21 protein-coding genes and 1 tRNA gene are annotated in these 21,509 nt (G+C 68.5%); 13 read left to right on the top strand and 9 right to left on the bottom strand.

What is annotated here, in order from left to right:
- Positions 1–185 precede the first annotated feature (185 nt).
- The gene (locus ATM99_RS00915; RefSeq protein WP_223304747.1) at positions 186–998 is read left to right on the top strand and encodes a hypothetical protein; all 813 of its coding nucleotides are present in this window, start codon (positions 186–188) and stop codon (positions 996–998) included.
- A 389-nt stretch (positions 999–1,387) separates the two neighbouring features.
- The gene (locus ATM99_RS00910) at positions 1,388–1,924 is read left to right on the top strand and encodes a hypothetical protein (RefSeq protein WP_062101081.1); all 537 of its coding nucleotides are present in this window, start codon (positions 1,388–1,390) and stop codon (positions 1,922–1,924) included.
- Between the two features lie 237 nt (positions 1,925–2,161).
- Here the strand turns inward: ATM99_RS00910 and ATM99_RS00905 are convergent, their stop codons facing one another.
- Complete coding sequence (locus ATM99_RS00905; protein WP_062101080.1) at positions 2,162–2,638, bottom strand: hypothetical protein; 477 nt, start codon at positions 2,636–2,638, stop codon at positions 2,162–2,164.
- A 338-nt stretch (positions 2,639–2,976) separates the two neighbouring features.
- Between ATM99_RS00905 and ATM99_RS00900 the strand changes: the two genes are divergently transcribed.
- A tRNA-Arg gene (locus tag ATM99_RS00900) sits at positions 2,977–3,049 on the top strand.
- Positions 3,050–3,307: 258 nt separating this feature from the next.
- On the opposite strand, the gene ATM99_RS00895 is transcribed toward ATM99_RS00900, so the two are convergent.
- Positions 3,308–4,561, bottom strand: a complete 1,254-nt coding sequence (locus ATM99_RS00895) for a hypothetical protein (RefSeq protein WP_062101079.1) — start codon at positions 4,559–4,561, stop codon at positions 3,308–3,310.
- A 150-nt stretch (positions 4,562–4,711) separates the two neighbouring features.
- On the opposite strand from ATM99_RS00895, the gene ATM99_RS00890 reads away from it, so the two are divergent.
- The gene (locus tag ATM99_RS00890) at positions 4,712–4,987 is read left to right on the top strand and encodes a hypothetical protein (protein ID WP_062101078.1); all 276 of its coding nucleotides are present in this window, start codon (positions 4,712–4,714) and stop codon (positions 4,985–4,987) included.
- Positions 4,988–5,075: 88 nt separating this feature from the next.
- Here the strand turns inward: ATM99_RS00890 and ATM99_RS00885 are convergent, their stop codons facing one another.
- On the bottom strand, positions 5,076–5,984 hold the full coding sequence (locus ATM99_RS00885; RefSeq protein ID WP_150118041.1) for a hypothetical protein: 909 nt from the start codon (positions 5,982–5,984) through the stop codon (positions 5,076–5,078).
- 355 nt (positions 5,985–6,339) lie between these two features.
- On the opposite strand from ATM99_RS00885, the gene ATM99_RS00880 reads away from it, so the two are divergent.
- Together ATM99_RS00880 and ATM99_RS00875 are read left to right on the top strand one after the other, a co-directional pair.
- Positions 6,340–6,639, top strand: coding sequence for a hypothetical protein (locus ATM99_RS00880; RefSeq protein WP_062101076.1), 300 nt, complete (start codon positions 6,340–6,342; stop codon positions 6,637–6,639).
- Complete coding sequence (locus ATM99_RS00875) at positions 6,636–7,799, top strand: hypothetical protein (RefSeq protein ID WP_150118040.1); 1,164 nt, start codon at positions 6,636–6,638, stop codon at positions 7,797–7,799. Before ATM99_RS00880 ends, ATM99_RS00875 begins: the two co-directional genes overlap by 4 nt.
- Before the next feature lie 169 nt (positions 7,800–7,968).
- Here the strand turns inward: ATM99_RS00875 and ATM99_RS00870 are convergent, their stop codons facing one another.
- From ATM99_RS00870 to mobF, 3 genes are read right to left on the bottom strand one after another with little or no spacing between them, the layout of a single operon-like run.
- A complete protein-coding gene (locus ATM99_RS00870; RefSeq protein ID WP_062101074.1) occupies positions 7,969–9,081 on the bottom strand; it encodes a site-specific integrase in 1,113 nt (370 codons plus the stop codon).
- Positions 9,081–9,293: a helix-turn-helix domain-containing protein gene (locus ATM99_RS00865; protein ID WP_062101073.1), complete on the bottom strand. Its 213-nt coding sequence runs from the start codon at positions 9,291–9,293 to the stop codon at positions 9,081–9,083. Before ATM99_RS00865 ends, ATM99_RS00870 begins: the two co-directional genes overlap by 1 nt.
- A gap of 36 nt (positions 9,294–9,329) precedes the next feature.
- A complete protein-coding gene (mobF, locus tag ATM99_RS00860; protein WP_223304746.1) occupies positions 9,330–12,341 on the bottom strand; it encodes a MobF family relaxase in 3,012 nt (1,003 codons plus the stop codon).
- 187 nt (positions 12,342–12,528) lie between these two features.
- Between mobF and ATM99_RS00855 the strand changes: the two genes are divergently transcribed.
- The 5 genes from ATM99_RS00855 to ATM99_RS00835 all read left to right on the top strand — a co-directional run bounded on the left by ATM99_RS00855 (position 12,529) and on the right by ATM99_RS00835 (position 18,540).
- Positions 12,529–13,638: a hypothetical protein gene (locus tag ATM99_RS00855; protein WP_223304745.1), complete on the top strand. Its 1,110-nt coding sequence runs from the start codon at positions 12,529–12,531 to the stop codon at positions 13,636–13,638.
- 229 nt (positions 13,639–13,867) lie between these two features.
- Positions 13,868–15,469 (top strand): DUF262 domain-containing protein, encoded by a 1,602-nt coding sequence (locus ATM99_RS00850; RefSeq protein ID WP_062101071.1) that lies wholly within the window; start codon positions 13,868–13,870, stop codon positions 15,467–15,469.
- The gene (locus tag ATM99_RS00845; RefSeq protein ID WP_062101070.1) at positions 15,462–16,295 is read left to right on the top strand and encodes a PIN-like domain-containing protein; all 834 of its coding nucleotides are present in this window, start codon (positions 15,462–15,464) and stop codon (positions 16,293–16,295) included. The genes ATM99_RS00850 and ATM99_RS00845 overlap by 8 nt, the downstream gene beginning before the upstream one ends.
- A 402-nt stretch (positions 16,296–16,697) precedes the next feature.
- Positions 16,698–16,925 carry a hypothetical protein gene (locus tag ATM99_RS00840; RefSeq protein ID WP_150118038.1) on the top strand — a complete coding sequence of 76 codons (228 nt, stop codon included), beginning with the start codon at positions 16,698–16,700 and terminating at the stop codon, positions 16,923–16,925.
- Between the two features lie 193 nt (positions 16,926–17,118).
- Positions 17,119–18,540, top strand: a complete 1,422-nt coding sequence (locus tag ATM99_RS00835; protein WP_062101068.1) for a DUF4041 domain-containing protein — start codon at positions 17,119–17,121, stop codon at positions 18,538–18,540.
- Positions 18,541–18,764: 224 nt separating this feature from the next.
- On the opposite strand, the gene ATM99_RS00830 is transcribed toward ATM99_RS00835, so the two are convergent.
- Positions 18,765–19,199, bottom strand: a complete 435-nt coding sequence (locus ATM99_RS00830) for a hypothetical protein (protein WP_062101067.1) — start codon at positions 19,197–19,199, stop codon at positions 18,765–18,767.
- Between the two features lie 645 nt (positions 19,200–19,844).
- On the opposite strand from ATM99_RS00830, the gene ATM99_RS00825 reads away from it, so the two are divergent.
- Positions 19,845–20,462, top strand: coding sequence for a suppressor of fused domain protein (locus ATM99_RS00825; RefSeq protein WP_062101066.1), 618 nt, complete (start codon positions 19,845–19,847; stop codon positions 20,460–20,462).
- 77 nt (positions 20,463–20,539) lie between these two features.
- Complete coding sequence (locus ATM99_RS00820) at positions 20,540–20,890, top strand: hypothetical protein (protein ID WP_062101065.1); 351 nt, start codon at positions 20,540–20,542, stop codon at positions 20,888–20,890.
- A 60-nt stretch (positions 20,891–20,950) separates the two neighbouring features.
- Here ATM99_RS00820 and ATM99_RS00815 read toward each other — a convergent pair whose 3' ends face one another.
- The gene (locus tag ATM99_RS00815; RefSeq protein ID WP_062101064.1) at positions 20,951–21,112 is read right to left on the bottom strand and encodes a hypothetical protein; all 162 of its coding nucleotides are present in this window, start codon (positions 21,110–21,112) and stop codon (positions 20,951–20,953) included.
- Between the two features lie 74 nt (positions 21,113–21,186).
- On the bottom strand, positions 21,187–21,426 hold the full coding sequence (locus tag ATM99_RS00810) for a ribbon-helix-helix protein, CopG family (protein WP_082659100.1): 240 nt from the start codon (positions 21,424–21,426) through the stop codon (positions 21,187–21,189).
- Positions 21,427–21,509 lie beyond the last annotated feature (83 nt).

The following is a 21,509-nucleotide window of genomic DNA, read 5'->3' as shown; positions in this document are numbered from 1 at the left end:
GGTGCGTGCCGGGCGGGTTGCGCGCCGGCGGGGCCGGGGTGCGGCGCCACCCTAGGAGGTGCCGTGCGCGGGCGGCACGGTGAAAGCGGTGCCGGTGGGGTGTCACAGCGGGCGGTGCGGTGTGGGTCGGACGTCACGCCCGCGGGGGCTGGCCTGCGGGTTCGCGTGTCGGTACGTTCGCGACCGTGCGTCTGAACCGGCCGTCGGCCCGTCCTGCCCTGCTCGCCGTCGCCGCGGTCGCGGCCCTCGCCGCGTGCTCGTCCGGCACGTCGCCCGCGCCGGGTGCGTCGCCCAGTACGTCGGCGCCGACGGTCGTCGCGTCGCCGTCGCCCACCGCGTCCGCGACGCCCGACGTGCCCGTGGTCGCGGCGCCTGCGGAGTGCGACGCGGTCTCGCTCGCGCCGGGTGCGACGGTGACGGGTGCGGACCTGTCGGCGTGCGTCATCGGGTTCTCGCTGGCCGCGGGCAGCGGCCACGAGCACGTGCAGTCCGGCGACTCCACCGCCGAGGTCGACTTCGTGTTCTCCGACGCACCCGCCATGACCGGCACCATGGTCGACGCCGACGGCACCACGTCGTTCGTGCTCACCCAGGACCGGTCGTGGATCACGATCGACGGCCGCTGGGTCGAGGGCGACGTCACCAGCAGCGACTCCGAGAAGGTGCTCGCCGGCACGGTCGGCACCGCGTACCGCACGCTCGCCGACCCGGCCGTCAGCGCCGGCATGATCGCCATGTCGCCCACGTACACGGTGCAGGACGACCAGGACGTCATCGACCTCGTCAACGGCGGCGAGGTGCACGCGTGGCGCCTGCAGTCCGACGCGCCGTTCAGCATGGCCGGCGTCGACGTGCAGGAGCTCATCGTGTGGCTCGCCGACGGGCACGTGGTCGTCGGGACGCAGGGCACCGGGACGTTCGGGGGCGTGCAGACGACGACCGTGCAGCAGTTCACCGACTGGGGCGTGCCCGTGGTGGTCGAGCCGCCGGTGGGGTGAGGTGGGGCGGGTCCTCACCGCGTCACGCGGAGGCTGATCGCCAGGAGTAGCGGCGTCTCGGTCGTCACGGCGTGTCTGTCGCGCGTACCGGCATGGATGCCAGGCGGGCGGCCAGACGGGTGAAACGGGCCTGTTCACCGCCGCAGCACATGCGTGCGCGCCTACGCTCCGCAGCAGCCGCCCGAGGTGGCACTTCGGGGGCGTATGAGGCGAGGAGCCTCCGCCCAGAGCAGGGGGAACGATGTCGGCTTCCCGGATCCTGACGGCCGCATCCGCGGCCCGAGCGCATGCCGTGAGCGACGACGGAGCCGGGTCCGATGTCACCGTCGCGGGAGACGGCCGCACCACGATCCGGGACGCCCGCTGAGGTGAGGGCTCAGCGACGTGGCGTGCTCGCTGTGGTGCTCGGCGTTCTCGGCGCGTTCGTCGGGATCGTGGCCGGCTTGTGGGTGCACTGGTACGTCGTCGAGCCGGGCGACGGTGAGCTGATCTCGGTGGCAAGGACGCTGGTCCCCGACGGCTTCACCCCGGTGGGTGAGCCAGGCGTGACGGGGCAGATGTCCGTGCTGCTCGAGAGGGGCTCTGTCCACGTCGACGCGACCAGCCCCCAGGCAACCACGCTGGGCGTGGTGGCGACCGGCCTGCAGGAGAAAGGATGGATCCTTCGAGAGCAGGTCGACCCGGCGCGCACCACGGGCAGGGTCAAGGTGCAGCGCGAGGATGTGCTCGCCACGGTGTTCGTCACCGACGCGCTGTTCGAGGACGTGACGACGGCGAGCATCCAGGTGTCCCGCGGCCCGACCAGCCCTTCTCTGCCGGTGACCGTGGCGCTGGGCGCCGCGGCTGGCATCACCCTCGGGGTCGTGTCGGGCGTCGTCGTCTCCCAGGCGCTGTCGCGCTCTCGGGTCCGTCGGGATGGACCGTGACCCGTCTGAACGGGGCCCCGGGGCGGCGCCGGCGCGCGGCCGACGGATCGGGGATCGTCGTGCCGCGGTCGTCTGACCTGTATCTCCGCGTCGCGACGGTCAGCTCCGGCGGGGCTGCCGGAGCCTGCGGGTGGCCGCACCGGGGTCGGCCGGATCCCCGTGGAGGGGGCTCTCAGGCGTGGCTGGCGTCGGACGGACCGACGAGAACGGCGAGGGGGTCAGCGTGTGACCCGTCTGTCAGCCGGGCTGCGCGCCGAAGCCGCCTTCGCCCCAGGTCGCCTCGACGCGTGCGTCGTCGTCGAGTGCGACCTCGGCGCAGCCGCGGGTCGTCGCCGTGGTCGGTCCGTTGCCTGACGGGACGGCCCAGCAGAGCAGGTGCGTGCCGGTCAGGTCGGCGGGCAGGTCGAACCTGCCTGACCGGACGGGCTGCCACGTGCCGCCCAGCGCGGTGACGTCGTCGGCGTTCACGGAGGTGTGAAGGTCGTCGAGCGCGTCGCTCGGGCGGGCGTGCAGGAGCGTCCAGCTCGCGTCGTCGTCGGCGGGGAGGGCGAGGACCCAGCCCTCGTCGATGGGTGTGTCGGCCAGGCCCGTGTCGTCGACGCTGCGCAGGGTTCCGCCGGGGGTGGCGGAGGCGCAGCCGGTGAGGGCCGGGAGGAAGGCGAGCGTGCTGACCGCGACGGCGAGTGTCGTGCCGGAACGGCGGGTGCGGCGCATGGGCTCCGTCCTGGTGGGACGTCGGTGGTGGTGGTCCGGGAGCGGACCACGGCGGCTCGGGACGCGTTCCGCTCCGGGCGGGGCGAGCCTCCCACGGCGAGTCGGGAGGCGGGGCTGTGGTCGGTGCGTGTCGTCGCGAGCGGGCTGCTGTGCACGCCGTAAGCAGGCTGCGCAGAGAGCGTGCTGGCGCACGTGTGCGTCCTTCCCCGGTAGGCTTGATCCGCGTCGAACGGGCCCTCACTGACCTGGGCGGCGTTGCACGGGGCCGACGTGAGCGCGGTCTGGGACAGGTGGTGCGTGGCCGCCGAGTTCCGGCCCGCCTTCCCGCCCTGCCCCGCGCGCCTGTAGCTCAGGGGATAGAGCACCGCTCTCCTAAAGCGGGTGTCGGCAGTTCGAATCTGCCCAGGCGCACAGAGGTGTTATCGCAGGTCAGGGACTGGATTGCCGCCGCGGCGGCCGCAAGGTCGATGTCCGATTTGTCGGGCACTGGTCAGCGTGTGGTCAGCGACTCGTCTCAGGACGTGGACGGCCTGTCAAGAACGTGGACGGACGCCGACGGACGCCGGCTGAGGTTGATCCGGTGCGGCCCGGATCTGGCCGAGTCGGCGAGTTGCAAGGTCGGCACTAGCAGCCGAGGGCCGTGCCGCTCGGCTTCTCCGCAGCCGGGGACTACTCGAGATGGAAGTCAGGCGACGAAGCAACGCGGGCCGCCCGCAACACCTGGATGAGAGCGGTCAGGGCCTCGAACACCCCGAACGTGAGGCCCAGGAAGTCTAGGTACGAGACGCCTGCTCGATCCCTATCGCTGACGACCCGACCGGTCCGAAGCTCGTGGTGGGCGGTCGCGTGTCCAATCGCGTTTCGATGGCGGTTGCTCAGGAGGTCACCAAATGAGTCCCAGCCGGGGACTTGCGCCGCATAGGCGACCTTGTACGCATTTGGCAACTTGTCGAACTTCGTGAGGTTCGTCGGACGGGCTGCGAGGGGAACGACGTCAGGGTGGGCGTCGCCGAAGTCGTCCGGATCGCCTCGGATGACCGAGTTCTGGGCTGCCACCAGTGGCCAGATGCACTTGCAGGACAGTTCGAATCCTTGTTGGTAGAGATCCCTGACGATCGAGAACTCGTCCCGGTACAGGACAAGTGTATCTAGGTCCGCGGTAACCTCTGGCCTCATGAAGCGAATGAGACGACCCATTTCCCAGGACTCGTGCTCGTCGATGAAGCGGTTGATCGCGGTGAACACGTCGCGCTCGAGCTCCTTCGCGAGGGCCCCACGCTCTCGGAATTTCAGGAGGTGGGACTCGCGGCGCATCGCGGCTGTGTGTTTGCGGCCGAACCGCCCCACGATCGTCGGCGACGCGCTCCCGGTCTTCCCGACAATGGCGGTCGTTGCGAGGCCAAGCGCCTGATATGCAACAGAGGTGCGTTGGTGCGCAGTCGCCGGCTCCCATTCTAGAGCGAACTTCTCCTTTGCAATCTTCGAGAACATGCGCGCGTTGTCCTGAAGCATGTACTGGAAGAGTATGCGCGTGTTTGGCCACGCTTGTTCGATAGCCGCGAATGCCCAATGGCGCTCAGTCTCGAAAGCATCGAATCCCTCGTCGCCGAGCAGTCGCAGGAGTGTCATGGTTGGGAATGCGCCCAGTGGGCTGAATGAGTCCGCCTCGTAGAGGGAAGGAACGAAGGGGTTCACGGTTACCGTGGGTGCAGTGGCCACCTCTGGTTCCGTCTCGCTGACTAGGTCGCCCTCGAACCCGATCCTGAGGTCGTTGAGTTCGTGGCCCGATATGGAGCCGCGAATGGGAAGCGCGCAGTGCGGGCACGGGAGGTAGAACCGTGTGCCAGATGTCGGTTCGACGCCTACCCGGGCGACGAAGACCTCGGTGCAGCCCGGACAGCGGAGGTGGTAACGCGAGATCACCCTGGTGACGGTACTCGGGGTGGGCGGGACGGACGGTGGAACTGCTCTACGGTGTTCAGCGGTCTCCATCCCGGACGACTGTCAGTGGTCGGTGGTAGTCCATGGTCCATGTCAACACCACACTTCGTACCCGCGGCCGAGCGAGACGAGATGATCCGTGCCTTCGCTGGTCTCCTGACGGCGAAAATTGCGAACGATCCTCGAGCGGTAGATCTGCAACTCAAATCGATCGTCGGAGACCAGGTCAAAGCCTCGGGCGGCGACGTTGAGGAGTTCGCCCTCCGCATGGCAAAGCAGGTCGAAGCCGGCGCTGTCGTAGCGTGGACGATCCTCCGGTCGTTGGCGCCGCGCCTGGGCATGAGCGAGTCAGAGGTTCAGCGGGTACTGGCGGAGGTTTTCGCGCTCCACAACATCGCCCCGGAATGACGTCTCGTTGGATTGCGACGCTCCAGTGGTGTGATCCGGCGATTCGTGTACCCCTTCCTCCAGCGTCTCCCGGCCTGGCAGCCGGGCGCTAGCCGAGAAGTGTCATCGCCAGGCGCGACGCAGCTTGTTCACGACGCTGCGCCTCGATCACTTCGCGCTTTGGGTCTTGCCCGAGCATCGCGGCGAACGACTTTATCGCCAGGACGGATCCGGAGATCGCCAGGTCTAGCGAGCTTGCCAGCGCTGCTGGATCGAACGGCCAGTCCAGGGCTCCCGTCGACGGGTCGAATGCATCGTCGTCGTCCAAGACCCACGGTTGGCCGTGCACCGCGGCGGACCCAACGCGGTATGCGCCGGGCTTTTGTGGAAGTAGCTCGTTGAGAAGCTTGGTGACGTTCAAACTCGCGTCGGCGGTTCCCCCTAGGGTTCCAGGTAATTCGAGCGTCAACAGGCGTCCCGACCTGCCACGCCGTAGGATCACACCCGCACGCTCGACCAACTCCACGATGTCCTGGTGCCGTTGCCGCGCCGCGGCCTCGGCGGAACTGTGCACTAGCGCGCTGCCCGCGGATAGGTCAGCCACGGCTCGGCGCTCCTCCTCGGCGCTGGAAAGCCACATGGATGCCGAGCGGAGGACTCGATCGACGACGGGACCAGACGGGGAAAGGACGTAGTTCACCTTTCCTGCTGCCTCGAGGGCCGCCCTCGCCACGGTCATATGCGCGAAGACGCGGGGACTTTCCGGACGGGCGTGGTCCGCGATCGCGACCAGGTGGTCTCCAAGGCTGGCGGCCATCACATAGGCGAATCTCCAGCCTCGGATGTAGAGATGTCTGCGGGCTAGGGCCGTCTGGCCCGCTCCCGCCAGCTCCGCCAGGTCAGCCGCGAGCCTGCAACTCGTCCTGGCCGCCTGCCCGTTGTAGCGGTTGATTGCCGCGTCCATGGCACGTCGCTGCGAGATCGCCGATCGACGTACTTGGTCGAGGAAGTTGGCCATCCGGTCCTCGACGGGAGGCGAGCCCCGTCTGGTGTCTCGCACCTTCGCAGGGTACGCGGTTGATCAACCGGACGCGGCTGAACTGCATGGTTCGCAGCCCGATGGTGTCCCGTGCCGCGGATGGGTGTCGATGCCCCCAGAGACTGACCCCGAGCGTCGCGCGGACTCCGGGGGTGGTTTCGGCCGTCGTTGACAAGGAGCACGTTGCCCGGCGGACGAAGTCCGAGCGAGGAGGGGGGTGCGGGCGCGCGGCCGTCCATCCTGACGCCAGGCGTTCTAGGTTGTCATCGGATCTGAGTTCAGCGCGACCGGGCTCGCGCTTGGGAGGGGCCCTGCGTGTGCCGATCGAAGGAGCATGAGCGAACGTCTTGAGTGCGAGATCGACGCGCGTCTGGCCGAGGGCCGCGTCAAAGTGTGGGTCGACTCGCCTGTGCCCCTTGCCGCGCTGACGCTAGCCGTCTTCTCCCTTGGTGCCTCGAAGCTCGGGAGCGACGGTTGGGCGGCCGCCGTCTTGTTGCTCGGCGCGGCAGCCATGGCGATCCTCCTCGTGGTTGGCTTGCGTCGACGGCGGCGCTACGTCGCGGAGTGGCTCATGCTGAAGCAGAGAGCGGAATCGCCCGAGCTGGATTCCGACGAGAATGCGATGACCGGATGACCCAACCGGATCGAGTCGACGTGCCGATGTCGGTGTGGGCGAGCGGGCAGCCGATCACCGTCGCCCGTTGGCCGGACCGCCGGCATCTGCTGGACGGTACGACTCCGATGGTCCGCACGACGATGCGACAGATCCTCCTCTCGAGCATGGCCGTTGGTAGACCCGTCTTGAACCTCCTTTTGCAGCACCCGGAGTTCGCGGTTTCTGAGCTCCGCGTGCGCGTGGAGAGCTTGCGGGCAGGTCTAGCCCTCCGACGTCTGCCGTCGGGCGCTCAGGTAGCCGCGATCAGCAGTTGGCTCGCGCAGGCGGCTGATCCAACCGAGCGGGGGGCCTTTGGGTATCGCATCGGCATGGCAATGGCCGACTGGGCGACTGTGCAGATGCTCGGGGTCGCCAGCACCCGGCACGTGAGTGGGCTGCCGTCGCACGACCCGCGACGCGCCCGACTCGGCCAGCCTGACCTGTACGGCAAGCATGAGTGGGCTGGTCCCAAACAGTGGGTCATCGAGGCCAAGGGCGGAACACGAGTCACCGCTTCTAGACGGTACGAAGGGGCGGCCCAGGTCAATACGGGCTGGTCTAGCCCCCACGTCCAGGCGCTGATCAGCTCGGCCGTCGATCCGCTGTTGCACGTCGTCGTCGAGTTGGGTCTGCCCGTGTCTGGGCGAGCACCTGCTGGCGTCCAGGACGTTGACCATTGGCCGTTGCGCAGTGGCGAGCGACACGGCCCCGGACCCCTCGATGCGTTCCTGCGTGGAGTGCTGCTTGCGACCGTGTTGCGCTCGGAGAACGCTGACGTGGTGTGGCTGCGTGGGCACCCGACGCGGGTGGTCGCGCTCACCGACCTGGACGTCTCTGTAGGCATGCGTGAAGCGGTGTTCGAGCAGGTCGCGGCCGTCATCGAAGAGCTGCGCGAGGCGCTCATGCCGCTGGGGATCGCGCAACGCGAGCCCCCCCACCTCCTCGTTGAAGCGGCACTCTCGGTCGCACGTCGTGCGCTCCCGAGCGCGGCGCACGATGTCGCGCCGACCGGGCGGACAGACCTGTTCGAGATGGATGATCCTGTTCGGCTTGCTGCGGCGAGCCCTGACGGGTTGATCGTCTTGCTTGGGCCCTCGTGGGTTCCGGAGAACCGGTACTCGCCCGTGCAGGAGCGATGACTGGCCCCGACCCGCTCCTAGACTCACTTCTCGACGGTCCGGTCCAGAAGCGCGCCTGGCGCTCCGGGGGGTAGCCAGACCCGACCGACTGCTACTGGAGACGTGCGCTCCGGAACTACACGAGTAGCCGAGGCTTCCGGTGGCGGTCTCAGCGACTGGTGGTGGCGGCTTAAGCCTCGATCGCGCGCGGTGCCTGCATCAGCGGTATCACCGGCAGCCTCTCCATCGCCTGCCAGGTCGCCTCGCTGAACAGGTGCCCGTACAGGTCCATCGTCATCGTCGCGGTGGAGTGCCCGAGGATCACCTGCACAGCCTTCACGTCCGCCCCGGCTGCAATGAGCAGCGAGGCGGCGGTGTGCCGCAGGTCGTGGATCGTCGTCCCCTCCACGCCCGCCCGCCGCGTGGCCTCCATCCACCCCGAGCGCGCGCGGAAGTTGGTGTTCGTCCACACGCCGCCGGTCGGGCTCGGGAACAGGTACCCGCCCGGCGCGGTGAAGGCGACCCGCGTCCGGACGTACTCATCCAGCGCCGCGGGCACCGGCACGGTCCGCGTCTGGTGCGTCTTGGTCGGCCCGAACACGGCCCCGCTGGTCCGCTTGGACTGCGTCGCCGCCCGGTGTACCCGCACGCCGAGGCCGTGCGGAGTCTGCACGACGTCGTCGACCCGCAGCGCTGCCATCTCGGAGAACCGGCACCCCGTGGTCCCGAGGAACAGCACGACCGGCTGGCACAGCGGCGGCACCGCCATCACCAGCCGGCCGAGCTGCTCGGGCCGCAGCCAGTGCGGCTCCCGCTTGGTGCCCCCGTGGGGCAGCGCCACCATTCGCGCGACGTTCACCGACAGCCGCCGGTCGCGGATCGCGTAGTCGAACACCAGCCGGATCATCGACAGTGCCCGACGCCGCGTCGCCGTGGCCAGCCCGCGCGCCGTCAGCGCGGACATCACCCGCTCGACGTCTGCCGCCGAGATCCCGGAGATCGGGTACGGCCCGATCTCCGGGATCACGTACTTGTCCAGCAGGAACCGCGTGGTCTCCTGGCTGCGCACCGCCAGGTGGCCACGCGAGGCCTGCCACTCCTCGGCCAGCGCCGCGAACGTCATCCGCCCCCGCGCCGGGTCGATCCACGAGCCCGCGTCCAGCTTCGCGAGCTGGTCGGCCTCCCATCGCTTGGCGTCGACCCGGCGCTCGAACGACCGCTGCGCGATGACCCGGCCCTCGAAGAACACCTTCGCGCGCCAGGTCACCTTGCCCGTCGAGTGCGCCCGCCTGGTGACGGACATCAGCGCCGCTTGACCGGCATCGTCGGCTCGCGCTCGACCCACGCCGCCGGGAGGAGGATCACCGTGCCGAGGCGCCGGAACGGGATCTGCTCGTGCTCGACCAGGTGGTACAGCGTCCGGGGCGGCACCCCGAGCACCCGCGCCGCGTCCTTCACGCGGTAGTACTGCCGGGCCGCAGTGGCGGGGACGGTGTGCTGTGCGGTGGTGGTCATGACCTTCTCCTTCTGTTGGGTTGGGTGTGGCGGTGATCAGCGACCGAGCACCGGTCCATCGGCGGGCGACGGCGGCGGCGCGGTCAAGCGATACGGCGAAGGCTGTGGAGGCCACGGGTTCCGTGGCTGCTGTGGATGCACGGGCGGCACGAGGGGCGCGACCCGGCCGGGGTGGTAGGTGTCCCAGGTCTCGGTGGCGCTGGGCTCGGCGCGGCTGGTCGCCAGGATCCGCTCGAGCACCTCGCGGCCCGACGACGGCGCGTGGCCGGGCAGGCACTCCGCGTTGCCCTGGTCGACGACGACGTAGGCCCGGTTGGTGTGGCGGCCGCGGCTCATCGCGACATAGAGGTCCTCGCGGCCCATGCCTGGGGTGGCGATGGTGTGGGTCTCGTCGACGGTCATGCCCTGGGTGCGGGCGATCGTGGTGGCGTAGCCGAGCTCGACGTGCTCGGCGACGTAGTCGGCGGGGAGCCGGACGGTGGCCGCGTCGGCGCGGCTGGCGGGCTGGACGCGGAGGGAGCCGTCGAACAGGACGGCGGTGACGTCCCAGAGGGCGCCGTTGCGCACGAACCCGTCGGCGGTGGTCAGGCGCCGGTGGTTGCGGCGGGTGAGGATCCGGTCGCCGATGCCGGCCGCCAGTCCGTCGTGCAGGCTCACCCCGGTTGGGGCGACGTCGCCGGTGGTGATGCGGTCGGCGCGGATGCGGGCGTTGAGCTCCCGCACGGTGCGGTTGTCCACGGCCTGGAGGACGGCGACCTGCCCGTGCTCGCTGGCCGTGCTAACGGCGTCGATGGCGGCGGCGAGCATCGCGTCGTGGCCTCCCGACGCGATGGCGCCGTGGGCCTCGTAGGCGTCGAGCGCGGCCGGGTGGGCGCGGCGCAGCTCGAGGCTGGCCCGCGCCTCCCACGGGTTGGCGAACCGCCAGAGGCTCGTGAGCTCGGCGGTGGGTCCGCGGCGGGCGAGCATCCCGAACGCGCCGCCGGCGTCGACCGACCCGCGCTGGAGGTGGTCCCCGACCAGCAGCACCTTCGCCGTCGCGGCCCGCGCCTGCTCGACGATCGCGGCCAGGGTGCGGGTGTCGGCGAGGGAGCCCTCGTCGACGATGACGAGCTGACCGGCGGAGAACCGCCACTGATCCTGCTCGGCGCGCAGCCGCCAGTGCTCCTCGTTGGCCGCCCGCTGCTCCCGGTAGTCGCGGCTGGCCTTGCGGGTGACGGCGTCGGCGTAGCGGAGCGCCCGGGTGGTGGCGCCGTCGCCGGTGGACTCGTGCAGCCACTTCGCGGTCGTCTCGCACGGCACCCCGAGCGACTCCGCCAGCGCCCGCGCTGCGGTGGCTGACGGCGCAAGCCCGACGACGGACCCGATGCCGTGCCGCCAGAACGAGGTCAGCGCGGCCAGGGTGGTGGTCTTGCCCGACCCGGCCGGCCCGACCAGGACGTCGAGCAGTCGGCCGGAGGTGATGACGGCCTCCGCGGCCGCGCGCTGGTCCGGCGCGAGGGCGCCGAGGTGGCGCTCGGTGCGCAGCGGGAGGACGCCGAGCATCTCCGCTGGCCGGTGCGGGGAGCCCCTCGTCTCGGCGGCGTCGATGAGCATCTTCTCCGCGCCGAGCAGCTCGGTGGAGGTGAACAGCGACTCACCGACCCGGCGCGTCATCGGGTCGCGGTTGTCGTCCAGGTGCACGCACGCAGCCGCGGCTTCGGTGGTGACCTCGTTGAGCAGTGCGCGCCGCTCCGCGGGCGAGGCCATCCGCAGCAACTTCGACGCGCGGACGGCGGCGGCGCCGAGGTTCCACGTCGTCCACACCGACCGCCGCGTCGACACGTCATCGAGCACCTGGGCGACCATCGCCGCTCGGACCTCCGGTCCGACGTCGTGCGCGTGCAGCGCCCGCCCGTAGGCGCCGGCCAGCGCCCGCGCCGCGAGGTCGTGCGGCTCGAGCCCAGTGAGCGCGCGAGCGCGGTTCGACCAGTCCGCAAGCAGATCCGCCAGCGGCCGGATGGTCTTGGGCGGCCGGGTGGCGCGGGTCAGGTGCTGGCGGGCTCGGGTCGTCTCGACGCGCGTCGGCGCGCGGCCGTGGGTCGTCTCGAACTGGGCGAGCCACTCCTGCTCGGCGCAGTGGATCGCCTCGGCTCGGGTCGAGAAGTGAGCGAGGAGTCCCTCATCGATGCCGTGGACCTCGAACGCCGGGTTCCGTCGCGGGCCGCGGTCGCGCATCGACCACTCGAGAGGGAGCCGCCGGGCCAGCTCGTCGGCCAGCAGCGCGTCATACAGCTCCGAGACGGTGACGACCGCGGCGTGCACCGTCCGCCCGTCAACGCTGCGCCACGCGCCGTCGGGGCCCTGGACCTTGTTGGCGATGACGACGTGGGTGTGCAGGTTCGGGTCCCCGGCCCGGGTGTCCCAGTGGTCGAACGCCGCCGCGACCATCCCGCGGGTGCGGACCTGATGACGGCCGGCGTCGCCGATGCGCGTGCGGATGACGCGCTGCTCTACGAACTCCAGCGATGACGCCAGCGCCGCCCGGTGCGCGTCATAGACGATGACGCGGGTTGCGTCATCGGCCAGCGCCCACAGCACCGACACCGACTTCGGCGCGGTGAACGTCAGGTCGTAGCCGACCACGGCGTGACGCTTCCCGTCATCGAACCGGCTATAGGGTCGGCCGAGCGCGTCATCGGTCAGCGGGTCGACGCCGTCCCGGAACACGGCCGTCATCGCCGCCTCGGTGACGACGGCGCCAGGGCGGAGCCGCCGCGTGGCGTCACCGAGGCTGGCGAGCCCTTCGCCGTACCAGCGGCCGGCTGGGTTGCCCGTCTGCTCGTAGTAGGCGGCTAGCGACGCCCCGGCGTCGAGGCCCGCGTCGCCCGCGGCCACGTGCCGGGTGAGATACGCGTACCCCTCCCCGGCCGTCAGCTTGTGCATCGACATCACGCGCACCACCTCCCCTCGCCACTCCGTCGCTACCTGCAGGTGTGCGGCAGTGAGGAGAAGATGCGCACCTGCCGCCGCGACGGCGTTCAGGAAGAGGTGTGCCAGCGGACCTACCAACCTGGCTCGCGTGAGAGGAGACCGGTGCACGCGCTCCGCTCTGCGAGGGTGTCCTGCTGGAGTCGAATGAGCCGCGCACCGGGACAGACAGGCTGCTCAGTCTCCCGTCGGGTCTAGGCCGTCCGGGGGAGCGAGGCTGCCTGCACGGCAGATCCGTACCTACTCTCTCTCGGGAGGGGGTACTCGGATGCCGCTGGTGGCCGAACTCGAAGGCGTGCGGGTGGTGTCGATCGACCTCGACGATGATGCCTGGGATGCGCTGCGAGCGAGATCCCGCGGCGGCGCACTCCGATTCCGCGACTGCGCCTCAGCCGCCTACCTCCGCACTTCCCGCAGAGGCTTGCGGCACTTCGTGCATGCGCCGGGGGCAGGTCACTGCAGTGCGCATGGCAACGAGTCAGCCGCACATCTGCAGGCCAAGTCGGTCATCATTGCCGCAGCGCGCGGCGTCGGCTGGCGGGCCGAACCGGAAGTCCCCGGTCCCGGTTACCAAGCCGACGTGCTGGTCACCTCTCCCGCGGGCGTCCGACTGAACTTCGAGGTCCAGCTCGCCCGCGAAGAGGACACCGACTACCGAACGCGGAGCCTCCGACGGACCGCTGACGGGTGCCGGGTCCTTTGGCTGACCCGCTATCCACTCCCGCCCCGCAGAGACTGGGAGTCAGACCCCCTGGCGGTGCCGGACCCTCGCGCCCCGCAGGCCCGGCTCGTGGAGAACGACGGGCAGCAGTTCAGCGTGCTCGTCGATCGGATGTGCTCGCTCGAAGAGGCGGTGACGGACCTCCTCTCAGGAAAGGTCGCGCTGCGGCCACAGATCGCCGGGGAACGGATGCTGAGCGTCGTCCTGGCCCGGCGAGCATGCTGGAGCTGCCGCGCCCGAATGACCTTCTGGAGAGTCATCGGCGAGCACGTCGTTGGGGCGTGCGGGCGATGGGCCGACGCCGACGCTGAGCGGCTCGACGATCATGCGCATGCCGAGAACAAGCCGGAGCAGGCGCGAGACATCCGTGCGGCGGTCGCCGCCCGCATCAAGGAGCTGCGCTGGCCGGCGATGGCGAGTCTGTCATCCCGCGCTTCGAAGGAGGCCGGCAAGACGTACATGGCGTTCTCCTGCTGGCAGTGCGGCCGTGTGCAGGGCGACCACTACCTCTCGCAGGTCTGGCACGAAGCCGCCTACAACCCGGACCAGCCGGAGGTGCTGATCAGTCGGGGCGCGAGCGTTGTCGAAGCCGCGCACTGGTGCCGCCCGCCGGAAGGAGCGGCGCCGTGCCGCATCGGACCGTCCCCTGGCCACTGAGGCTCCCACGCCCTGGCCGCCTCCCAGCGAGCCGATGACGGGCGACGACTCCTCTTGCATCCATGCGATGTTGACGGCGCGCCAAGCACCGCGAGCCCCCGCGGCCGACGCTTCTGGGATGCGATCGCGCACGCCGAGTGAGCCTGCGGTGTAGTTGGCGCCGATTCACGGCAAGTGACGACGCGGCGCCCGGTAGGGTCCGCCGAGGGGCTAACCACAGGAGGAACCCGTGTCTGACCTGGTCGAGGCAACCGCGACAGCCGCTGGGCATCTCTTCTCCGCCCACCGCTTCGATGTTCCGGACTTCCAACGAGAGTACGCGTGGCGGGTGGACGACGAAGTGGCGGACTACTGGCGCGACGTGTCAGCGAGCGTGGACGAAGGCGTCACCCATTTCCTCGGCCTCGTGATCATTACCGAGGAAGAAGGCGCCATGACCATCGTGGATGGGCAACAGCGCCTGCTTACGACGTTTTTGTTGGCGAAGGTCCTCTACGATGCGGCAATTGCCCACGGCCGCCGACTCGTGGCCAACAGCATCGTAAATACGTTCCTTTACGAACTTGATTTTCAGACTGAGCACCGCGTTGCGCGATTTCACTTGTCAACACCAAAGGACTCAGAAGCACTAGAGCAGATTCTGGCCGAGCAGCCGGCTCCAGTTCGGTCGAGCCGCCTCACCCAAGCCTGGACGTTTCTACGCGACAAGCTCGCAGACGATCTGCGTCAACATGACGCACCGCTCCGTCTTGGCCAGTGGGCCCAACACCTGAACACCGGGCTCCAGTTTGCGGTCTTTCAGCACCCCGATCGTAACGCCGCGTTCAAGGTGTACGAGGTGATCAACACTAGAGGCAAGCAGCTCACGCCCGCGGAACTGCTTAAGTCGTACATCATCGGAACAGCAGGAACCCAGACACGGTCGGCGATCGTAGAAGAGTGGCGCCGCGCGGAAGAGTCTTTGAGCGCCGCAGAAATCACACGATTCGTGCGACACGCGACAACGCTACGCCACGGCTACATCATTCAAAGGGACCTCTACCAGTTGCTGACGCGGCGGTACAAGACGGCGACCGCTGTGGAAGAGCTGATGGCCTATTTGATGTCGCTTCTTCCCTACTATCAGCAGTTCAATGATCCCACCGCGGACTATGTCCCCGACGAGGACTTCGCGCGCTCGGCCCGTGTGCTTGACTATCTGGGTCTGGCGACCGTGCGCCCGCTTTTCCTCGCTATAGCCCAACTTCCGGATCCGCTGGAAGGCTTCTTGGCAGCTCTACGCGTAATCGTTCCACGTATCACAGTCGAGTCGTTCGGCACTGGCAGTATCGAGGCGAGATTCTCCAATGCTGCACGGGATATAGCCGTCTCTCGTGATTGGCGGGGCCCAGTCGCCGAGCTGATGGATCTCAAGCCGAGCGTGGACGCGTTCATCGAAGTCATCAAGGGCGGGCGACCGCTGAGCCGCTCACATATGCACGTGCTTCGAGCCTCGGCCCTCCAGGAGAGCGCTCTGCCAAGTCTCGAGGGCGGGCTTCATTTAATTCGCACACGCTACGGGAGCGGGTGGGACTTCTTCGACGACGAGGACTTCCGAGACTATGGAAATCGGATCGGAAATACGGCGATCCTAAATTCCGAGCGGCGTCCTCACGGCAGCAGCTCGGCGGCCGGTGCGCTCGACCGGCTCGTGCCGAGCCTCGCCGATGAAGAGATCTTGAGTGACACTAGTATTGCGACATGGTCACCCGTCGACGTGGAGGCGATCGAGAACAGGGTGGCACTGGCAGCGCGCGCAGTCTGGTACCCCGAGGTGCCTAATCATGCCTGACATCACAGAGAAAGAGCTCACGCTGGTCCAGGCGGTTCTCAACCGCGAGGTTCCTCTGAACTGGCAGGTGAAGGAGTCGAACCCCGGGCTCGAGCGGGAGCAGAGTCCGTGGGTCCTCGCCTTCGACACCTCCGCTCTCAAGGCTTTTCGACGCCAGGCAAATCAATGGCCAAGTATCCTAGCAAGCCTCAAGGCGTCAGGCCCGTCGATTGTTGTCTCTGGCCAAGTTCTCCAGGAGTATTGGAATAACCATCGCGTCTTCACAGCAGAGGACGCGAATAAGGCTCGCGGCGCTGCCCAGCAACTCGAGAAGGCGTTGGCGGGCCTCGTCGATTCAGCTTTGACGGAGCGGGCGCAGTCCATCGTGGAGCTTCTCGATGAAGTCCGAGAGGACATCAAGGACGTGAGCGACATCGACGGGCTCCTCCTGCGCTCCACCCAGTTCGCAGCTGTTCTTCTTAGCCATGCGGAGGTGGTTTTCGCACCGCGTACACGCTTCAGCGAGTTGGGCGAGGTCCGCCTCGCCTCGAAGGTTGCTCCGGGCTTCGCGGATGCGAAGGAGAAGAGCGCTGCGCTCGGCGACTTCTTTGTATGGGTGGACTTCTTGATAGGTGCAGCGGCAGTCCGGCCGGACAGCCTAGAAGGTTTTCACTACGGGTTGCTTGTCACGGACGACCAGAAGGCGGACTGGCGGACAGGCGTTCTCCCCCACCCCTCGCTCACGGCCGAGTTCGGAGGTGTGTGTGACAGCGCTCTGAGCATCCTCACCGTCGACGAGTTCAGGGTGTCGCCATACTATAAGAGGGTGACGCGCCGAGAGGATTGACCGCATCGAGTTTGTGGTTCGTGTCATTCCCTGGGAAGTGGGCGTTGCGTCAGGGGGACGCGGAGCACCCACGCCCGGTAGGCCTTCGCGGCGGCGCGCGCCGTGGTCAGCGTGTGGTCAGCGTGCCCCCCGGAACGGGGTCACACCGCGAACTAACCGCATGTAGTTCCGCAGGTCAGCGCGTTATCCACAGTCCAAGATCGAACTCCTAAAGCGGGTGTCGGCAGTTCGAATCTGCCCAGGCGCACAGAGGTGTTGTCGCAGGTCAGGCGCCATTTCCTGCTGTAGCAGATCGTGTAGCACTCCGACGCTGGGGGCTCGTCGGATGCAGTCGACTGCGCGCCCGTGACCAGGGCTTACAGCCACATCCAGTGACGCGTAGCCCCCAGGGAGCCCCCAGAGATGGCACCTGACCGCACCCCCGACCAGGTCCGCGCCGCTGCCGCCGCGATGGACCGTGCCCGCGCTGCCGGGCTACCCGACGAGGTGCTGCTGATCATGCTCGCGGTGCGCGAGGCGTTCTGGGGCGAGGCGCCCTGGCCCAGCCGTGCCGACCTCGGCCGGGTCCTCGCCGAGCCCGCGGCGCAGATCGTCGACGAGGTGCTGTGGTGGACCGCGGTGACCATCTGAACCCTGACGCGACGCGGCAGCGCTTCACCATCGACCGCGAGGTTGAGATGGAGTATTGACGGCGCTACAGAACCTCGTGTCCTTCACCGGTCATGCCGATGCGGAGGCGGGACAGGTTTCGCTAGACCGAGCGTCTGCGCCCGTACCCGGCAGCGTCGACGGACGACGCGCCGCACTTGGCAGGGGGAGAACGATGAACGCATCAGCGCCCGGCTGGTACTCAGACCCTACCGACACGTCACGCGTTCGGTGGTGGGACGGGCTGCAGTGGACCGAGCACTGGCAGCCTGCGCCAGCCGCGAATCCTGTCGTCTTGGCGTCAGCTCCGGTGCCGCCTGTCCAGGAGCCCGAGCCGGTCAAGGTCCCCCTCTTCGGTGCCCGCAAGCTCGCCCGTGGACTCTCCGAGCGCGTCCGAGACCTCGAAGAGACGATCGCGCGACTCGGCGCGATGTCCCTGCTCGAGATCCGCGACGAGGTTGCGCGCCTTCAGGCCGTCCGGGATGAGCTTGAGTCCACCAACCAGCGAGAGGTGGCGAGGTATGAGGATGAGATCCGCGCGACCCGCGACCGCCTGAGCGAACTCCAGCGCCAGGTGCTAGAGGTACGCCACGCCGTCGACCTGCAGGACGTCGCGCTGTACGACTTCGAGCACCCTGCCGAGAGTTCTGCCGCACTCGCAAACGATCTCTCGGCGGTCCGGCTCGCGATCAAGCAGAGCATCAAGGATGGCGATGCAGTCTCGGCCAGCACCACGTTCACGTACAACGGCAGCGTCGCGAAGGGTCGCACCTTCGCGAGGAACATGGCGAAGACCATGCTGTCCGCGTACAACGCCGAGGCGGAGAACGCCATCAAAGCCGTCAAGGCCGGAGGCCTCGACACCGCACGCGCCCGCCTGGATCGCGTGGTGACTCGTATCGAGCGGAACGGCGAGATGGTCGATCTCAAGATCAACCCCACCTACCACCGCCTCCGTCTGCGAGAGCTCGCCCTGGCAGAGCGCCACATGCGGGCGTTGCAGGCCGAGCGAGAGGCTGAGCGGGAGCGCAAGGCGGAGCTGCGCGAGCAGCAGAAGGCCGAGGCTGAACTTCGACGAGAGCGTGAGCGCCTGGACAAGGAGAAGGCGCACTACCTCAACGTGATCGAAGCCCTACGTGCACGAGGTGACACCGCGGAGGCCGACAAGATCGCGGCTCAACTTGCCGACGTCGAACGAGCCATCGCCGATGTCGATTTTCGGGCAGCGAACATCCGGGCCGGCTACGTCTACGTGATCTCGAACGTCGGGACGATGGGGGAGCGCATGGTCAAGATCGGCATGACAAGGCGTCTGGAGCCCATGGACCGCGTGCGTGAACTCGGAGACGCGTCCGTCCCCTTCCCGTTCGACGTGCATGCGCTCTTCTTCGCCGACGACGCCGTTACGGTCGAGGCGATGCTGCACCAGCATTTCGCGGACCGCAGGGTCAATCGGATCAACACGCGTCGCGAGTTCTTCTACTGCACCCCGGCGGAGGTGCTGGAGACGCTGACGTCATACGGTGTCTCGGTTGTCGAATACACGGTCGAGCCGGCGGCCGAGCAGTTCCGCCTGAGCCAGGATGCTGACGCGTGACAGGCATCGATTTCGACGAGATCGAGCGCAGGCAAGCTGAGGAGCGCCGCGAGGGAGCGGGCCTGGTGCACGAGTAGGTGACAGTTTGACCTGCCCTACGGCTCGGTTACCACTGTCCCTGCGGCAGTCCCGTGCGTGAATCAGCAGGATCACCGACAGCCGTTCCATCGCCTGCCAGGTCGCCTCGCTGAACGTGGCATGCCCCGAGCGTGCTGCTTGGGGTGTCAGATGCAGCCGGCGCTCTCGACGGTCACGCTCTTGACGGTCCGGGTGGACGCGGTCGGCACATCGAGAGTGGTCAGGGTGTCGGGGTTGACGCCGAGTGCTCGCCCACGCACTTTGTCGACGGCGTCGCCGTACTCGTCCTTGAACTGGACGTTCGCGTAGAAGCCCTCTGTGCACGCTGGGTCGTTCGCGACCAGTAGGTGTGCGCACGTCTCGGTCCCGATGGGGCCGCAGCCAGTCTTGACGGGGCCGGTGTGTACCCAGGCGCCACCAAAGTACGGGTCGAGGTTGGCGATGTCGTAGCCGTCGAACGCCGGAGGGACGCGGGAAGTCGGCGTGCTCGGGGTTGGCGTCGAGGCGCACGAAGTTGCGGTGATGAGTACGACGACGCCGATGGTGAGAGCACGAGCGGCTACTATCCATGAGGGTCGCATGGGCCGACAGTAGCGATACGAGCCCGCCGTTGGGGGTGTTCGCCTGCGTGGATGTCACATGAGTCGTCCCCGGGCGGCGAGTGCGTGAAGGACTGCACGGATGGCGTACGAGCGGTTCTCGGCGCCGTGGTCGCCAAGGAGGCCCATGAGCTCGAGTACAGGCGATGTCGACGGTGACCGCGTCGACGAACTCGACACGGTCGCCGCGCGCGCCGAGGCGTTCCTCGCAGCACCCCGCCAGCCCCCACAGGGGGCCTGGGCCTCATCCGCGACGTGCTGAACAGGGCAGATGCCCGGTTGGCACTGTCCTAAAGCGGGTGTCCGAAGTACGAACCTGCCAAGGCGCACAGCGTGTCCTTTCGGACGTTGGCTGTCCTCGGTGCTGGGCACAACCATTTGGCCGGTATCAGCTCTCACCGCCGCGTCGCTGCAGAATTGCCGTTCGCCCACGTCGTGGCTATACACCTTGGGCACTCAGCGCCTTCCACCTGTCACACTCACGGCGTCACCCGGTGCCGACGCGAGTGTCGGCATCCCGTCCGCAGCACAGGAGGCCCAGTGGCGTGGTTCCGAGGTCGACGCACTGACAGCGAGACGCCGCCGCCGGCGCCGAGCGGCGATGCGCAGACGACGCCCATCGAGCCGGTGGACTCCGAGGGCGAGCCCACGAACCGCGGTTGGGACGCCATCCATGCGGCGTGCACCCGTATCTACGGCGATCAGGAGCCGCGGCACGTCGGCTACGTCCCGGGCCGTGCGTTCGGCTCGGTGCTGCAGGGGTGCAGCGCGTACCGCGCTGACGGGCACTGGCACTACGTGACGTACGGGCTGAGCAACGTGTTCGACGAGGACGAGGGAGACAACCACGGCTTCAGCGGCCACGGGTGCGAGCTGACGTGGCGCATCCGCGACGAGGGCGGGGCGGCGGAGGCGCCGGGCTGGCCGTTCACGGTGCTGCAGCGGATCGCGAAGTGGGCGGTGGACGACCGCTTCGTCCTCATGGAGGGGCGTCGGATCGCTCTGACCTGGCCCGTGAGCGGGTACCCCGACACGGGCGGCCCTGACACCCCGCAGACCTCCGTGCTCCTCGTGACCGATCCCGAGCTGGGCGTGATCGACACCGCCAACGGGCGGGTGGACTTCGTCCAGCTCGTCGCGGTCGACGACCAGACCGTCGCGGACATCGGCGAGCTGGGGGGCGACGCCGTGGTCGACCGGCTGCGCCGGCAGGACACTCTCATGGTGAGCGTCATCGGGCGCTGAGACGCGAAAGTCGTCGCGCACCGATGCGGGCCGTTGTACCGTCCCTGCTCCCGGTCAGCAGGAGGAGGTGCAGCACGGTGGTCGAGCAGGACGTGGTGACGCTCTGGCGTCCGACGGGCCCGGAGGAGCTCGCGCTCGTCGAGGCGAGCGGCTGGCGGCGGTGGCCGCCGCGGCTCCCGGACCAGCCGATCTTCTACCCGGTGCTCAACGAGGACTACGCGGTGCGCATCGCGCGCGACTGGAACGTCAAGGCGTCGGGCGTGGGGTACGTGACGCGGTTCGACGTGCGGCGTGCGTTCCTGGACGAGTTCGACGTCCAGCAGGCCGGCGGCGAGACGATCCTCGAGTACTGGATCCCCGCCGAGCGGCTCGAGGAGCTCAACGACAGCATCGTCGGCACCATCGAGGTGGTGCAGACCTTCCGGTGAGCGCGTGCGGGTGCCGGACCGAGCGGCGAGCGACGTCGCTCTGTCCGGCGCCCGGCTGCGTCACGGCAGGAGGTCGAGGTACTTCCTCCGGGCGGGCATGGCGTGGATGACCAGCTCGTCGTCGTTCTCCAGCACGAGGACGACGGTCTCCAGCAGGCGCGCGCGAGTGTCGAAACCGAGGCGCAGCTCTCGTGAGGGTGGTCCGTCGTCGAGCGGCTCCACCCAGAGCGGCCAGGCGGCGGCCTGGACCGCGTCGTCGGGGGTGACGCCGTGCTTGACCGCGCTGCGGTGGTCCCTTACGCGACGTAGTGCGCGAGCGCGGCCCGGATCGCCTCGGACCGGGTCATGTGCTGCTTCGCCGCGGTGGCGTCGAGGACCTCGAGCTCGGCGGCGGTGAGCCGCACGGCGACGACCTGCATCGGCTCCGCGCCGCGGCCGGGCCGGCCACGTCCTCGACGCTTGAGCGCGTCGACGTCGTAGCCGGCCTCGGCCTCGTCGGCCCACTGCTGGATCTGCTCGTCACTCACCACCCGAATAGCGTATGACGAAATTGTCGACGACGACAGACCCCGCCGACAGCGTCACCCGCAGCTCACCCCCGCGTACCCGGCGTCGTACC

Origin of the sequence: Cellulomonas sp. B6 (assembly GCF_001462455.1) — a bacterium.
Lineage (GTDB): Bacteria > Actinomycetota > Actinomycetes > Actinomycetales > Cellulomonadaceae > Cellulomonas.
Note: the sequence above shows the minus strand (reverse complement) of the source record. Positions and strands in the feature narration are given on the sequence as shown.

Bases quoted from the DNA above. Each gene is read 5' to 3' on its own strand.
- ATM99_RS00905 (WP_062101080.1), bottom strand. From the start codon at position 2,638: ATGCGCCGCACCCGCCGTTCCGGCACGACACTCGCCGTCGCGGTCAGC.
- ATM99_RS00890 (WP_062101078.1), top strand. From the start codon at position 4,712: ATGATCCGTGCCTTCGCTGGTCTCCTGACGGCGAAAATTGCGAACGAT.
- ATM99_RS00885 (WP_150118041.1), bottom strand. From the start codon at position 5,984: ATGGCCAACTTCCTCGACCAAGTACGTCGATCGGCGATCTCGCAGCGA.
- ATM99_RS00880 (WP_062101076.1), top strand. From the start codon at position 6,340: ATGAGCGAACGTCTTGAGTGCGAGATCGACGCGCGTCTGGCCGAGGGC.
- ATM99_RS00875 (WP_150118040.1), top strand. From the start codon at position 6,636: ATGACCCAACCGGATCGAGTCGACGTGCCGATGTCGGTGTGGGCGAGC.
- ATM99_RS00870 (WP_062101074.1), bottom strand. From the start codon at position 9,081: ATGTCCGTCACCAGGCGGGCGCACTCGACGGGCAAGGTGACCTGGCGC.
- ATM99_RS00865 (WP_062101073.1), bottom strand. From the start codon at position 9,293: ATGACCACCACCGCACAGCACACCGTCCCCGCCACTGCGGCCCGGCAG.
- ATM99_RS00855 (WP_223304745.1), top strand. From the start codon at position 12,529: ATGCCGCTGGTGGCCGAACTCGAAGGCGTGCGGGTGGTGTCGATCGAC.
- ATM99_RS00845 (WP_062101070.1), top strand. From the start codon at position 15,462: ATGCCTGACATCACAGAGAAAGAGCTCACGCTGGTCCAGGCGGTTCTC.
- ATM99_RS00840 (WP_150118038.1), top strand. From the start codon at position 16,698: ATGGCACCTGACCGCACCCCCGACCAGGTCCGCGCCGCTGCCGCCGCG.
- ATM99_RS00835 (WP_062101068.1), top strand. From the start codon at position 17,119: ATGAACGCATCAGCGCCCGGCTGGTACTCAGACCCTACCGACACGTCA.
- ATM99_RS00830 (WP_062101067.1), bottom strand. From the start codon at position 19,199: ATGCGACCCTCATGGATAGTAGCCGCTCGTGCTCTCACCATCGGCGTC.